General features: G+C 70.4%; 13 protein-coding genes. 4 read left to right on the top strand and 9 right to left on the bottom strand.

The window, feature by feature from the left end; all coding sequences use genetic code 11:
• Nucleotides 1–123: 123 nt before the first annotated feature.
• On the top strand, nucleotides 124–915 hold the full coding sequence (locus NE857_RS16955; protein WP_254416646.1) for an IclR family transcriptional regulator: 792 nt from the start codon (nucleotides 124–126) through the stop codon (nucleotides 913–915).
• Between the two features lie 14 nt (nucleotides 916–929).
• Here the strand turns inward: NE857_RS16955 and NE857_RS16950 are convergent, their stop codons facing one another.
• Together NE857_RS16950 and NE857_RS34260 are read right to left on the bottom strand one after the other, a co-directional pair.
• A complete protein-coding gene (locus tag NE857_RS16950) occupies nucleotides 930–1574 on the bottom strand; it encodes a response regulator transcription factor (protein WP_254416645.1) in 645 nt (214 codons plus the stop codon).
• 58 nt (nucleotides 1575–1632) lie between these two features.
• Entirely contained in the window at nucleotides 1633–2850 is a 1218-nt protein-coding gene (locus NE857_RS34260; protein ID WP_301184218.1) for a sensor histidine kinase, read from the bottom strand.
• A gap of 302 nt (nucleotides 2851–3152) precedes the next feature.
• On the opposite strand from NE857_RS34260, the gene NE857_RS16940 reads away from it, so the two are divergent.
• Nucleotides 3153–3521, top strand: coding sequence for a VOC family protein (locus tag NE857_RS16940; protein ID WP_254416644.1), 369 nt, complete (start codon nucleotides 3153–3155; stop codon nucleotides 3519–3521).
• A gap of 106 nt (nucleotides 3522–3627) precedes the next feature.
• On the opposite strand, the gene NE857_RS16935 is transcribed toward NE857_RS16940, so the two are convergent.
• Nucleotides 3628–4782, bottom strand: a complete 1155-nt coding sequence (locus NE857_RS16935) for a baeRF2 domain-containing protein (protein ID WP_254416643.1) — start codon at nucleotides 4780–4782, stop codon at nucleotides 3628–3630.
• A 178-nt stretch (nucleotides 4783–4960) separates the two neighbouring features.
• On the bottom strand, nucleotides 4961–6340 hold the full coding sequence (locus NE857_RS16930; protein ID WP_254416642.1) for an MFS transporter: 1380 nt from the start codon (nucleotides 6338–6340) through the stop codon (nucleotides 4961–4963).
• Between the two features lie 186 nt (nucleotides 6341–6526).
• Here NE857_RS16930 and NE857_RS16925 point away from each other — a divergent pair, with 186 nt between their 5' ends.
• The gene (locus NE857_RS16925; protein WP_254416641.1) at nucleotides 6527–7402 is read left to right on the top strand and encodes an AraC family transcriptional regulator; all 876 of its coding nucleotides are present in this window, start codon (nucleotides 6527–6529) and stop codon (nucleotides 7400–7402) included.
• Nucleotides 7403–7451: 49 nt separating this feature from the next.
• Here NE857_RS16925 and NE857_RS16920 read toward each other — a convergent pair whose 3' ends face one another.
• Nucleotides 7452–8300 (bottom strand): alpha/beta fold hydrolase, encoded by an 849-nt coding sequence (locus NE857_RS16920; protein ID WP_254416640.1) that lies wholly within the window; start codon nucleotides 8298–8300, stop codon nucleotides 7452–7454.
• A 294-nt stretch (nucleotides 8301–8594) separates the two neighbouring features.
• Nucleotides 8595–9839, bottom strand: a complete 1245-nt coding sequence (locus tag NE857_RS16915; protein WP_254416639.1) for an MFS transporter — start codon at nucleotides 9837–9839, stop codon at nucleotides 8595–8597.
• 471 nt (nucleotides 9840–10310) lie between these two features.
• Here NE857_RS16915 and NE857_RS16910 point away from each other — a divergent pair, with 471 nt between their 5' ends.
• Nucleotides 10311–11921, top strand: coding sequence for an alkaline phosphatase D family protein (locus NE857_RS16910; RefSeq protein ID WP_254416638.1), 1611 nt, complete (start codon nucleotides 10311–10313; stop codon nucleotides 11919–11921).
• A gap of 82 nt (nucleotides 11922–12003) precedes the next feature.
• On the opposite strand, the gene NE857_RS16905 is transcribed toward NE857_RS16910, so the two are convergent.
• The 3 genes from NE857_RS16905 to NE857_RS16895 all read right to left on the bottom strand — a co-directional run bounded on the left by NE857_RS16905 (nucleotide 12004) and on the right by NE857_RS16895 (nucleotide 13838).
• Nucleotides 12004–12699, bottom strand: a complete 696-nt coding sequence (locus NE857_RS16905; protein WP_026116463.1) for a metal-dependent transcriptional regulator — start codon at nucleotides 12697–12699, stop codon at nucleotides 12004–12006.
• Between the two features lie 99 nt (nucleotides 12700–12798).
• Nucleotides 12799–13005: a hypothetical protein gene (locus NE857_RS16900; RefSeq protein WP_254416637.1), complete on the bottom strand. Its 207-nt coding sequence runs from the start codon at nucleotides 13003–13005 to the stop codon at nucleotides 12799–12801.
• Between the two features lie 437 nt (nucleotides 13006–13442).
• A complete protein-coding gene (locus NE857_RS16895) occupies nucleotides 13443–13838 on the bottom strand; it encodes a nuclear transport factor 2 family protein (RefSeq protein WP_254416636.1) in 396 nt (131 codons plus the stop codon).
• Between the last annotated feature and the right edge of the window lie 272 nt (nucleotides 13839–14110).

The following is a 14110-nucleotide window of genomic DNA, read 5'->3' as shown; positions in this document are numbered from 1 at the left end:
AGGCTACGATCGTGGTGGGCGGGCGTCAACACCCGAACGGAGAACACCCGGGTGGACGCGGCTAGAATCCGGCCCACGACGGGGCGACAGACGGAAGGCGCGGGTGCCAGCGTGGGAACAGGCGTGAACGGCGAGAAGGAGGGCGTGCGCGAGGTCAAGTCGGCCGCCCGCACCGTGGAGCTGCTCGAACTGCTGAGCGGGCTGGGCCAGGCCGCTTCGCTCCGGGTCCTGTCCGAGCGCATGGGCGTGCCGCGCAGCAGCCTGTACGCGTTGCTCCAGACCCTGGTCCAGCGCGGCTGGGTACGCACCGACGCCACCGGAACCCTCTACACACTGGGCATCCGCGCACTGCTGACCGGTACCGGCTATATCGACGCCGACACCCGCACCGCCCAGGTGCGCCCCCACCTGGACGCACTCTCCGAACGCACCGGGGAGACCCTGCACTTCGCCCGCCTGGACGGCGCCGACGTGGTCTACCTCGCCACTCGCGAGTCCCGGCACTACCTGCGCCCGCACAGCAGGGTGGGCAGGCACCTGCCCGCGCACGCCACCGCCCTGGGCAAGGCCCTGCTGGCCGAGCGCACCGACGCGCAGGCGGACGCCCTGCTGCCCGCCGAGCTGGTGGCCCTGACCGACCGCACCGTCACCGACCGCGGGGAGCTCCTCGCCGAACTGTCCGCGGTCCGTGATCGGGGTTATGCCACCGACGACGGCGAGAACGTCGAGGGCGTGCGCTGCCTGGCCGTGTCACTGCGCTACGACCGGCCGGCCACCGACGCCCTGAGCTGCTCCATCCCCGTGTCCCGCTACAGCGACGCGCTGGCCGAGCAGACCCTGGCCGCTCTGCGCGAGACCCGGAGCCTGCTGGAGCAGAACGTGGTCACCGACGCCTTCACCCGCGCCGCCACCTGACCGGGCCGGGAATCTCAGGAACCCAGGAAGCGCAGCACCGCCAGCACCCGGCGGCTGTATTCGGGGGTGCGGGCCAGGTCCAGTTTGTCGAAGATGGCGTTGATGTGCTTCTCGACCGCGCTCAGGGACACGAAGAGCCGCTCGGCGATGGCCGTGTTGCTCAGCCCCTGCGCCATGTTCTCCAGCACGTCGCGCTCACGCGGGGTCAGTCGGGCGAGCGGATCGGTCCGGGTGGTCCGGGCGAGCAGCTGGCGGACCACCTCCGGGTCGAAGGCCGCTCCCCCGGCCGCCACCCGGTCCAGGGCCTCCAGGAACTCGCCCACCTGCGCCACCCGGTCCTTGAGCAGGTAGCCCACCCGCTCCGGGGCGCCGGTGAGCAGCTCGGCCGCGTACCGCTGTTCCACGTACTGCGAGAGCACCAGGACCGCCACCTGCGGCCGCTCGGCACGGATGCGCAGCGCCGCGCGCAGGCCCTCGTCGGTGTGGGTGGGCGGCATCCGCACGTCCACCACCGCCGCGTCGGGCTCGTGCTCGGCGACCGCGTCCAGCAGGCCCTCGCCGTCCCCGGCCGTCGCCACAACCTCGTGCCCCTCCTCCTCCAACAGCCGGATCAGGCCCTCCCGGAGCAGGACCGAGTCGTCGGCGATCACCAGGCGCATGCGGGCTCCGTATCCGTGGAGTTCGAGAAGAGTGGCAGACGAGAAGGAGAAAGGTCGATTATCGGTCAAGCGGGAGCACGGCGCGCACGGTCGTGGGTCCCCGGGGCGGGCTGTGCACCTCCAGGGTGCCGTCCAGCGCCTGGACCCGCCGAGCCAGCCCGGTCAGGCCACTACCCCCGGGGTCGGCCCCGCCCCGGCCGTCGTCGGAGACGGTCAGCCGCACCCGGGCGTCCTGGACCCGCAGATCCACGATCACCTCGCGGGCCCCGGAGTGCTTGGCGGCGTTGGTCATCGCCTCGCGCGCCACGAAGTACACGGCGGTGGCCAGCTCCCGCGGCAGGGGTTCGGCCAGATCGAAGCGGACCCGGACCGGGAGGGGGCCGCGCTCGGCCGCCTCGGTCAGCGCCGCCTGAAGCCCCAGGGTGTCCAGGGCCGTCGGGTAGATCCGCCAGGCCACCTCGTGCAGCTCCTCCAGCAGAACCCGGGACTCGGTGTGGGCCTGGCGCACCAGGTGCTCGGAGCGCTCGGCGTCACTGCCGCGCTGGGCCCGCCCCAACAGCATCGCCAGCGCCACCACCCGCTGCTGGACCCCGTCGTGCAGGTCGCGCTCGATCCGGCGCCGCTCCTCGTCCACGGCCCGCACGATCCCGCTCCGGGTCTGGGTGAGCTCCTCGATACGCCGCCGCATCAGGTCCTCGTCGGTGGGACCGAGCATCGTGCGCGCCAGCCACCTGTCCATGCCGCCCAGGAACATCACCACCCACCAGGTGAGCACCGACATCACCAGGGCCGCGGTGAGGCCCAGGGGGATGCTGGAGGTGGTCACCCCCACGCCGGGCCAGTCCACGGACACCTGGGTGGCGGTATCCGTGACGGCCTGGGCCACCGCACCGTAGACCAGGAGGAAGGGCACCGGCACGATCACCAAGATGAGACAGACGGAGCCCAGACTGACCGCTAGGCGCGCAAGCAGGTAGGCCGTCCGGGTCCGGGTACCCGCCTCCGGGGTGATGGTGGCCCCCAGCCAACGGGCGAGTCGGTTCAGGTCCCGGTCGCACAGCCACAACACCCACGCGCCCACCCTGCGCCGCGCGTGCGGCCGCAGCGACGGCCGGACCATGCCGACCGACAGGACCAGGACCGAGGCCACCGTCCACACCAGGGTCAGCGCGCTGACGTACAGCCCCGCCCACAGGCCGAGAAACTCACGGCCGCGCAGCCCCACGTGCGCCAGGGTCCGACTCCCTCGGAGCCGTACCTCGTTTCCTTTGGCCACGGTCCTCTCCCCTGCCTGCCGCTCCGGCGTCCCGGTGCTCATGCGCGTCCCCGTCTTCTTACCGGAAGGGGCCGCCGCCCCTGTCAGCGCCCACCCGCTCAGCTGGTTCACCCGGCTCACCGCGGTCTGCGCGCGCTGGCGCAGCGACGGGACCAGGGGGTGTGAAAGGGCACGGTCGTCGAATCCGGGGGCCCGGTCATCACGGGTCGGCCCGCCGAAACGGGGCTGGCCGGAGGGGCAGCCTGGGGCCGCTGCGGCTCGTCGTCCCCGTTCTGTCGTCCCCCTCGGGGACAATGCCCGGCATGAGCGATGCAGCGCAGCACACACACCACAGCATCGACTACGTCGAGCTCTCGGTCACCGACCTGGAGGAGGCCAAGAGGTTCTACACCGAGGCCTTCGGGTGGCGGTTCAACGACTACGGGCCCATGTACGCGGGGATCCGTTCGCCCGACGGCGAGTCCGAGGTGGGTGGACTCAACCCGGACGGTGAGGTCCGCGGCGGCGGGCCCCTCGTGCTGCTCTTCTCCGAGGACCTGGACCGCACGGTCGAGGCGGTGGCGGGCGCCGGCGGCCGGATCCTGAAGGCCCCCTACGCCTTCCCCGGCGGGCGGCGCTTCCACTTCGCCGACCCCAGTGGGAACGAACTGGGCGTGTACGCCAACGCCTAGATGTACCGCCCTGAGAGGTAGCGCACGCGAAGGTGCCCCGCTCCCCCACGGACGGGAGCGGGGCACCGGCTCATGCACCTACCCGGGCGCTACCGCCCGGGTTCCACTACTTGGGAAAGCGCAGCGTCGCACCGGCGTCGGTGGTGCCGCCGTCGGCGTCCGGGTCCACGCTCTGCTCGGTCTGGGGCAGCTCCGTGAAACCGGCGTCCGACATCACCGCGGCCCGCAGCATCAGAGCGCTGGCCGGAGCCTTGAACCCGGCGTCCGGGTCGTCCAACCCCTTGGGCGAGGTGTCCACCAGGACCGGTGAGTAGTACGAACCCCACAGCTCGGGCTCGTTCACGCGGTCGGCGCCCAGCAGGAGCGTGTCCACCCGGGCCTCGGACAGCATCGGCAGGATGGAGGTGGTGCCCTTCACCGCCTGGTCGTGGGCGAGTTTGCGCTGGTAGTCGGAGAAGACCTGGTCGCGCTCCTCCCGGATCATCTCGTGCAGGCACTCCTCGGCGGTCTCGTGCAGGCGTTCCTCGGCGTCGGTCCCGCCGCGTCCGCCCGCGACCACCTTGATCGGGATGGTGAGCTGGCGCGGGCCGAGGTTGTCGCGCAGGTAGGCGATGGCCTCGTTGTCACCACCGACGATGATCGCCTTGGCGTCGACCTTGCGCACGGCCTCGCGCACCATCTCGGCGACCTGGGCGGTGTTCTCCTTCCACAGCTCCTGGGCCATGTTGGTGTCTGCGCGCCGGCCTCCGGCGTCACCGCGCTGGGCGGGGTAGAGCCGTCCCTGTGTCTCGATGTCCTGAAGGTCGTAGCCCTCGTTCTCCATTTCCATGACTGGTTTGTGCGTGGGCTGGGCGGTGTAGGCGAACACCTTGGCGTGGATCCGGTCCAGGGCCACGAGCACGTAGGGAAGACGGCGACCGCGGTCGATGGCCAAGGGGAGGGTGTCCGGGACCGGTAGGAACGAGGCCCGGTCCTGCGAGGGCGGCTCGGTCAGCGTGTGCGCTCCGAGGAGCCGCCCCCCGGAAGCGTAGAGCGCCTGACCGTGGTCACCGTAGGCGCGAGAGGCGCCTTGGCCGACGGCCTCCTCCAGCACGTCCAGGGTGGCCTCGTCGGTTCCGAGCGCGGCCAGCTCCTCGCGCAGGTGCCGCCAGCGCAGTTCGATCTTCTTGTCGGCGTCCGTGGTGTCGCGGCTGGTGTCCAGGTGCACCGATGCCACCGGGCCGTCGCTTTCGTACAGAGGTCGCAGAAAACCAAGGTCCATAGTCTGCGGGGCGCGTGTACCCCCGCCCCGCCCACCTCCTTCTCGGGGTCGGCCTGCGGGCCATCCTGAGGGGCCATCGTGCTCATGGGAAGAGCGCCACGTCGAACCAGACACGGATGTTGCCCGAAGATTTCCAGGTTTTTCCCGATCACCCGTTTTTCGGGGGGCGGAGCCGGGGTCAGCCTTGCCGGGGCGCGGACCCTTGGCTGTTCTCCGGACCGGGCTCCAGGCCGGTCCCGGGCGTGGACTCGGGTTCGGCGTCGGCCAGCGCCCGGTCGATCACCCGCGGGGTGAGGACCAGGGCCGGAGCGGCCGCCAGGGCCAGACCGATCACCCCCGCTGCGATGAAGGGGGAGGCCAGCGCCCACTCACGTCCCAGCGGTCCCTCCATCACGGCCGCCAGGGCTCCGCCCAGGCCCATACCCACGGACAGCAGCCCCCACGACAGGGTCCGGTGGGCGCTGAAGGCCCGGGAACGCAGCCGGTCGGGGGTCAGGCGCTGGAACAGCGAGATCAGGGTGATGTTCCACCACGTGATGATGAATCCGTTGATGAAGCAGCAGACCACGAACGCCGGGATGCTGTGCAACAGTCCCACGACAAGCGCGGTCGAGCCCAGCACCGCCAGGATCACGCCCATGGCGGTGGAGGGGTGCACCCGCCCGGAGAAGGAGGGCACCACCAGCGCTCCCAGGACCGCGCCCGCCGCGGTGACGGTCATCAGCAGCCCGTACCCCTGCGGTCCCACCCCCAGTACGTCCTGGGCGAAGAGCACCAGCACCGCCCCCGTGAACGCCACGGCCATGTTGGACAGCCCGGACACGATCGCCAGCGGGCGCATCACCGGGTGCCGCCACAGCCACGCCAGTCCCTCACGCAGCATGGTCAGGATCGGCGGGTGCGGTTCCCCGTCCGTCTCCGGGCGGAAGTTCCCGCGCATGGTGAGCAGACAGACCACCGCCAGCAGGATGAGCGCGGCCTGCGCGCCGAACGCCCACGCGGTGGACACGGCCAGCAGAGCCCCGGCCAGCGGTGCGCCCAGGAAGCTGTTGAGCACCCGTTCCACGGCCTGGAGGCGGCCGTTGGCCCGTTCCAACTGCGAGCGCCGCACCACGCCGGGCACCACCGACTGCGCGGTGTTGTCGAAGAACACCTCACAGGCCCCCACCAACAGGGCCACCGCGACCAGCAGCGGGATCGACCCCGCACCCAGGACGACCACGACGGTCAACGCCACCAGTAGCAGCGCTTTGGCTCCCCCGGCCGCCACCATCAGACGCCTCCGGTCGACCCGGTCCCCCACCACCCCCGCGAGCAGGGCGAACAACAGCCACGGCAGGCGGGTGGCCGCGCCGACCACTGCCACCAGGAAGGGATCGTCGGTCAGGGTGGTGGCGTACCAGGGCAGTGCCACCACCGCGATCCCGTCGCCCAGGTTGCCCAGCCCCACCGCCCCCAACAGCTTGTGGAACTGCGCGCCGAGGGGTGCGCGGCGGGAACGCCCGGTCTCGCCGGGCTCGGACGGTGACGTGCCCTGGGGCGCTGAGCTCTGCGACATGGGACCTTCCAGACAGGGGGGCGACCTCAAGGCTGGCACGCTAGTACGAGGTGGTGACAGACGGTTCTTCCCCTGGCAGAAACACGTTTCGCGCGGGGCCACCGACCTGACCGAAGACGCACCCCAACTGTCGGGCCTGGGCGGGGCCAGCGTCCCTAATTTGGGGGGTGAACAAGGGAGGCACAGATGCTGGACCGGTTGAACGAGGCGCTCGAACGGGTCGAGAGGGACCTGGACACACCGGTGGACGTGGCCGCGATGGCGCGGACCACGCTCACCTCCGAGTACCACTTCCGACGGATGTTCTCGGTGCTGTCCGGGATGTCGATCTCGGAGTACGTGCGTCGGCGCCGCCTCACCCTGGCCGGGGCCGAGGTGATCGAGGGCCGGGACACCCTGCTCGACATCGCGGTCCGCTACGGCTACGGGTCCGCCGAGGCCTTCGGCCGGGCCTTTCGCGCCATGCACGGGATCAGTCCGGGCGAGGCCCGCGGGTCGGGGGCCGCGCTCAACTCCCAGTCACGGCTGGCCTTCCGCCTCACCGTCGAAGGGAACACCACCATGCGCTACCGGATCGTCGAGAAGGACGCGTTCCACCTCATCGGCCCCAAGGCCCGGGTCCCGCTCGTCCACGAGGGGGTCAACGAACCCATGGTCGAGTTCGTCAAGGGCATCCCGGACTCCGCCTACGAGCGGATCGAGGAGCTGTCCGACCAGGAGCCGCGCGGCGGCGTGTCGGTCACCGTCACCCACGACCCCGACCGCCGCGAGGGCAGCGACGTCGACTACTACGTGGCCGCCGCGACCTCCGAGACCGAGGCACCCGAGGGGATGGAAGCCCTGGAGGTGCCCGCGGGCACCTGGGTCGTCTTCCCCTTCCAGAAGTACGCCTTCCCCGAGGCCATCCAGCGGATCTGGGTCTACGCCGGTGCGGAGTGGTTCCCGTCCAACCCCGCCTACCAGCACAAGCACGGTCCCGAACTGCTGAGCGTGGAGTACGACGAGCAGGACCAGAACCTCGCATCGGGCGAGCTGTGGCTGCCGGCGGAGAAGGCCGTCTAGCCTTCTCTGCCCCGCTGGCCCCGTGGCTCCTGCCGCGGGCCGCGGGGGCTCAGCGGGTTCGGGTTCGGGCCTGTTCCAGGAAGCGGCGCAGGACCTCGTTGAACCGGTCCGGGCGCTCCAGATTGGGCAGGTGACCCGCTCCCTCGATGATCTCCACGACCGAGTCCGGTACCTGGACGTGCATCAGCTCGGCCCCCTCGGGTGGGGTGAACCCGTCGTGCTGACCCACCACCAGCAGGGTGGGGGCCGAGATGCGCTTGAGCAGCAGGGTGTGGTCGGGGCGTTCGGCCCGGCCCAGCTGGGCGGCGGCCGCGCCCTCGGGCGGGGCCGCGTACATCATGGCGCGCACGTGGTCGGCGACGGCGGGCATCTCCCGCACGTTCTCGGCGGTCATCATACCGACCAGCATCTCGTCGGTGTAGCCGCGCATGCCCTCCTCGCGCAGGCGGGCGGCCATGCGTTTGCGGGAGAGCCTGCCCTGCTCGGTCTCGGGCATCGGGTTGGTCGCCGCCAGGGTCAGCGAGTCCACCCGGTCGGGGAAGAGGCGGTACAGCTCCAGCGCGACCTGACCGCCCATGGACAGGCCCACCACGTTGACCACGTCCAGTTCCAGGTGGTCCAGGAACGCGGCGAGGTCGCGGGCGAGGGTGTCCATGGAGGTCACTCCGGGCACGACGGTGCTGCGCCCGTAACCGCGCAGGTCCGGCACGATCGTCCGGTAGCCGCGCCCGGCCAATGCTCTGACCTGGGGTTCCCACATGGTTCTGTCGAAGGGGTGGCCGTGGATGAACAGGACGGGGCACCCTGCTCCGCGGTCGGTGTAACTGACGCTGATCCCGCGTACGGACGCGAGACCTGGGTCGTCACTGTTCGCGGTGTTCGTCGTCTGAGGTGTCACAACAAACGATGCTATTCAAGGACGCAAGGGGATCAATAGGGGGCACCGAAAAACCGGTCGGGCCGTAGGTGGTCCCTCGTCACCTACGGCCCGGGCGCCGTGACCCGCCGTCCTCGGGCCCGGTGCCACGCGGCGGACCGGGGGTCTGCCGCGCCCATGCCGGAGCGTGGAGACTCCAACACAGGGGGAGATGCGTGCCGAGACGACCGGGTTCGGCCGGATCGGTTAAGGAACGTGGAAAATTCTCCAGAGAGGTTCCGGAGGGTGACCGTGCACGGTGTTGTCGAACCCGCTTCAGTCAGCGGTGGGCACGGGTCGGGTGCCCCTGGTCCGCGCCATCAGGACGGCGGCCAGCAAGTACGGGGCGGCGAACAGCACGAAGGCCGTCCCGTGCCCGAGCACCAGAAACACCCCCGCGTACAGCGGGAAGGACACCACGCTCACCGACTCCGCGCCCACCTCGGCCAGCGAGGTGACGGTGGCCCGGCTGGAACCGGTGATGCTGTCCTGCAGCCGGGCGTCGGCGACCACGTTCATCATCTGGCACACACCGAAGCCGCAGCCGAGCAGCACCCAGCCCAACGGGTTGCCCAGCAGGGCCCCGACCGCGATGGCCGCGGCGGCCAGGGCCAGAAGGGACCCGAGGGTCCGCGGTGAGAGCCGGGCGGCCGGCCCGGCGAGCAGACCGCCCAGGGTCACGCAGACCCACACGGTGAGCACGACCAGGGGGACGTCATCGGTGGTGACTCCGGCGGAGGCGGCCAGCAAGGGCACGTACTCCTCCAGCATCCCCCAGAACGCGGTGATGACCACGAGCAGAATGAGTGCGTCGCGCACGGCGCGGCTGCCGCGGGCCTCGGCCAGGCCGAGCCGCATCGTCTGGAGGTAGCCGAGACCGGGTCCGCTCCCCTCCTCCGGGGCGCTGCCGCGGTCAGCGGCATCGGATCGTGGGGCCCGGTGTTCGGGCAGGGCCAGACCGGCCAGCGCGCACAGCAGGCACGCGGCAACGCTGGCCAGGCCGATCGCCGTGTAACCGCCGTGGGCCATCACCGGAACGGCCAGCAGGGTCGCCACGCCCACGGCGGCCACTCCGAGGGCTCGGGTCACCCCCATGACGCGCGCGTACTGTTGAGCGGCGCCGCGGCGGGAGAGCTCGGTGTAGACGAGCGCTTCGAAGGCACCGGAGGCCAGGGCCCCGGCCGTCCCCCACAGCACGAAGCCCAGGGCGAACACCCAGTACGACGGGAAGAGCAGCCAGAGCGCGAACCCGGTTCCGGACAGCAGCGGAGCGGCGGCCAGCAGGTAGCGCCGGGGCACGATGTCGGCCCAGGCGCCGGCCGGGATCGCCAACAGCACACTGGTCAGGGACCAAAGGACGAAGAGCGAGCTGATCTGGGCCACGGAGAGCCCGTGCTCGGTGAAGAACAGAGCGTACAGGGGGTAGAGGAGGATGAACTCCTCGAAGAGGGCGTAGGTGTAGAGCGGCCAGGTCAGCCTGGACAGACGCGTGTGTGGCTCACGCGTGGACTGGGTGGTCATGGAGGGCTTTCGGTCGGACGAACACGGGCACCTGGGGTGGTGGCCACCCGGTGGTGCGCGGGCGTTCGCCTCGGACCGGCCTCGGCCGCGGCCTGGGGCTTAATGTCGCTGGTTCATGAGTCCAGGCTAGGTGATGGGGCGGGCTGGCGCGAGAGGGTTGTGGACAAGTCCGGGCGGGTCCTCGTCCGCGGTCGCGGGCGCCGGAGCGCGGAGGCGGTGATGAGGGTTTCGAGGGCGTGGTCCACGGCGGCCTTTTCGGCCTTTGGGGAGAGAAACGGGGATGATCCTCATATTCGGGTCCGAAAGAAACCCCCAGTTCGCGACCCTGGGTCACCTGTCCGTCACTGAAATGGGGGTAATGTTCACCACGTAGTGGTTGGCGCGTACCTGTTTCCATGACGGGATGGAGCACGGTTCCTCCCGCTCCGGGTAGTCCGGGGCGGTCCTCCACACGAACCCAGGAGACCGTGCATGCCGGGTACACCCGCATCCCCCGCAGCTTCGGGACCGTCCGCTTCGTTCGCTTCCGGGCCCGACACCACCCGCCGACAGGCGCTGGTGGGCGGGGCCGTCACTTTGGGCGCCGCCGCACTGGGTACCACTCTGGGCACCCCCTCCGCGCTCGCGGCCACCCCGGCCCCTCGAGGCCCCGTGATCTCCGAACCCTTCACCCTGGGCGTCGCCTCCGGAGACCCCCGCCACGACGGCGTCGTGCTCTGGACCCGGCTGGCCCCCGACCCGCTCGCCGAGGACGGCCTCGGCGGGATGCCCGACCGCACGGTCGAGGTCGAGTGGCAGGTCTCCCACCGTGAGGACTTCGCCACCCTCGCCGCCTCCGGAACCACCGAGACCGGACCCGACCAGGCGCATTCGGTGCACGTGGAACTGGAGCACCTGCGCCCGCGTGCCGACTACTTCTACCGCTTCCGGGTCGGCAACGAGATCAGCCCGGTCGGCCGTACCAGGACCGCCCCGGTCCCGGGCACCCGCCTGGACCGGTTCGCCTTCGCGTTCGCCAGCTGCCAGAGATACACCCACGGCCACTACACCGCCCAGGCCCGCCTCGCCGAGGAGGACCTGGACCTGGTGGCCTTCCTCGGCGACTACATCTACGAGACGGCCGACCAGGGCAGCATCGGCCGCGGCCACTTCCCCGCGGTGGAGGTTCGCTCCCTGACCGAGTACCGGCTCCGGCACGCCCAGTACAAGACCGACCACGATCTCCAGGCAGCGCACGCGGCCTTCCCGTGGGCGGTGGTCTTCGACGACCACGAACTGGAGAACAACTGGGCCGACGACACCTCCTATGAGGAGGACGTCCCGCCGGAGGAGTTCCTGCTGCGCCGCGAGCACGCGCTCAAGGCCTACTACGAGCACATGCCGCTGCGCGCCGCCCAGCGACCGGCCGGTCCCGACCTGCACCTGTACCGCAGGCTGACCTTCGGCAACCTGGTCGACATGCACCTGCTGGACACCCGCCAGTACCGGGACGCGCAGGTGGAGGACTCCGAACGCGACGATCCCGAGCGCACCCTGCTCGGCGCCGACCAGCGCAGGTGGCTGTCCCAGAGCTTGGCGGACTCCAGCGCCACCTGGAACGTCCTGGCCCAGCAGGTGTTCTTCTCCCAGCGCGACTTCGCCGGGGGCGATGCCACCAACTTCAGCGACGACGCCTGGGACAACTACAAGGTGGAGCGCGACAGCGTCCGTGACGAGATCGCCGGGGTGTCCAACCCGGTCGTGATCACCGGCGACGTGCACGCCAACTACGTGGTGGACGTCAAGGCCGACTTCGACGACGCGTACTCGGAGACGGTGGCCACCGAGCTGGTGGGCACGTCCTTCACCAGCGGCCGCGACGGGGTGGAGCAGAACCCGGGCGACGCGGTCCAGCTCGCCGAGAACCCGCACATCAAATTCATCAACCGCAACCGGGGCTACGTGCGTAACACGGTGACCCCCACGGAGTGGACCGCCGACTACCGGGTGGTCGACTACGTGAGCGAGCCGGGCGCACCCATCCGCGATCGCGCCCGCTTCGTCATCGGCTCCGGCCAGCCGGGCGCGCGCCCACAGGCCTGATGCTCAGGGACGGCCGTCGTCTCCCTTCGCTCCCGGGCGCGGGTAGCCGGTCCCAGCCGAGCGAAGGGAACGACACGTCCGGTCACTCCTCGGGGCTGAGCCAGAGGGCCTCGGCGGCGACCAGGCCCAGGACCTGGTCGCGGGTCTGGCCGCCCTTCTCCGGGTGGACCGAGAGCTGGAGGGAACCGGCGAAGGGCAGCCGTTCCACGACCTCCACGCGCATGCCGATGCCGATGTCGATGTCAGCGAGGTAGCGCAGGAGTTCGGGGTCGGTGTCGTTGACCCGGACGACCACCCCCGAGGTTCCGGCCTCGGCCTCCGAAAGCAGCACGGACTCGCGTTCGACGATACTGCCCTCACGAGTGGGGATCGGGTCGCCGTGCGGATCCACGACCGGGTCACCCAGGTGGGCGGCGATGCGGTCGACGAACTTGTCCGAAACGACGTGCTCGAGGATTTCGGCCTCGTCGTGCACCTCGTCCCAGGAGTAGCCCAGCTCGGCCACCAGGTAGGTCTCCAGCAGCCGGTGGCGACGCAGCACCGCCAGGGCGGCCTTGGTGCCGGTCTCGGTGAGGCTGACGTTGCCGTAGCGCTGGTGCTCGACGAAACCGAGTTCGTTGAGTTTGCGGAGCATCCCCGAAACCGAGGAGTTGGACACCGACAGCCGCTCGGCCATGCCGGAGATCGTCACCGGCCCCGTGCCGCGTTCCTGGAGGTCGTAGATGACCTTCACGTAGTCCTCGGCCGAAGTGGACGGCCGTGCCGGTGTGTTCCCCATGCCCGTAACCGTATCGCGGACGGCTCCGGGGCCACGATTTCCGCACCGTTCCTGTGGATAACCGCCCCGATCGACCGGGGTGGCGAGTTCGGGCCGTCCTCAGGCCGCGCAGGGCGGGTTCTGCGGGGCCTGGGTCGGGCGGCCGCGCGAGATGATCCGGGTACCGGCGACACCGGTCTCACGGATCTGCGTCGAACCGCAGGCACAGCGTGACCACACGGTCAGGCCCGTACCGGTGCGGTGCTGGGAGAGCACCGCGAAGGGCTGTTCGTCGGGCCATCCGCAGTGCGGGCAGACACTGGTCATCGGGTACCTCTTGTTCGCTGTCGTCCTCTCCGATCCAGCATCACGCTCCAAGCCTTGACAGCCTGGGTCGGTTTCTGGGTTGCGCCGTGGAGAATCGCCTACATGGTGGGTCTTCGCCGACCGCGCTCCCAGGGGTGATCCTGGTCCGTCGGTTCGCCGGGGAAACCGGACATGAAACCGCGGACGCCGAGGACGTGGTGTGCGGCTGGTGCCGCTGTGCGAAGTCCGCGGGAGCGCACCGACGCGATCCGGGCCCGAAGGAGTGCGGGCGAAGTTCCGGATGCGCGGGCCGGGGACCGAACCGACCGGATCGTAGCTCCGGGCACAGAATACCCGCAGGAGGCCCTCCGGGAAGGGAAAATCGGCGCTGAAACCTACCTTGACCTGTCTTTTTCGGGTGATCTCGGACTCGCCAAGGCAGCCAGGTCCCACCGCGCTCAGTCGGCGGCTGGGGTCCCCTGGTGGTAGAACGTCCGCCACCGGCCTTGACCGTCACGCCGCCACAGGGCGCTGCGCAGTGCCCGCTGCCCGTTGACCTCGGTGGCGTAGGTCAGGTGGACCAGGCCAGGAGACAGCAGGACACCGCGCATGTCCCGCACACCGATCTCCGCATCCGGCCCGCCGGAGGTCATCGAAGGCAGCTCGGCGAGCATCGCCTCCCGGTCCCAGCGCCGACCCGACTTGCCGACCTCCACGAACTCCGGGTCCAACAGCGCCCCGGCGAGCTCACGCGAGGTGCGCACCTGCGGCCGGTGCAGGCTCAGCTCACCGGCGACGGCCTGCTCTACCTGCTCCCGCCCGTCCTCACAGGCGCTCTCCTGGTCACTGTCCATACGCGAACCTCCACTCGGTCTCGGCGCAGCCTAGTGTCCGTCGCCTGCTGGCTAGGCATGCGGGGCATGAGCGACCTCCCCGACGGCTCCCCTTCTTCACCTTCCCTCCCCGCCCCCGGCCGGGCCAGCCCGGGACACTCCCCCGACGACGAGGAGGGGATGTCCCAGCGTTACAGCGCACGCCGCCACTCTCGGGTCTCGAGCGCCAACACCGTCATGGAGGGGGCCGGGTGTGCGGAATGATGGGGCTTGTGTCTTATTTTCGTTGCCGT

Source organism: Nocardiopsis exhalans (genome assembly GCF_024134545.1).
GTDB classification, from domain to species: domain Bacteria; phylum Actinomycetota; class Actinomycetes; order Streptosporangiales; family Streptosporangiaceae; genus Nocardiopsis; species Nocardiopsis exhalans.
Note: the sequence above shows the minus strand (reverse complement) of the source record. Positions and strands in the feature narration are given on the sequence as shown.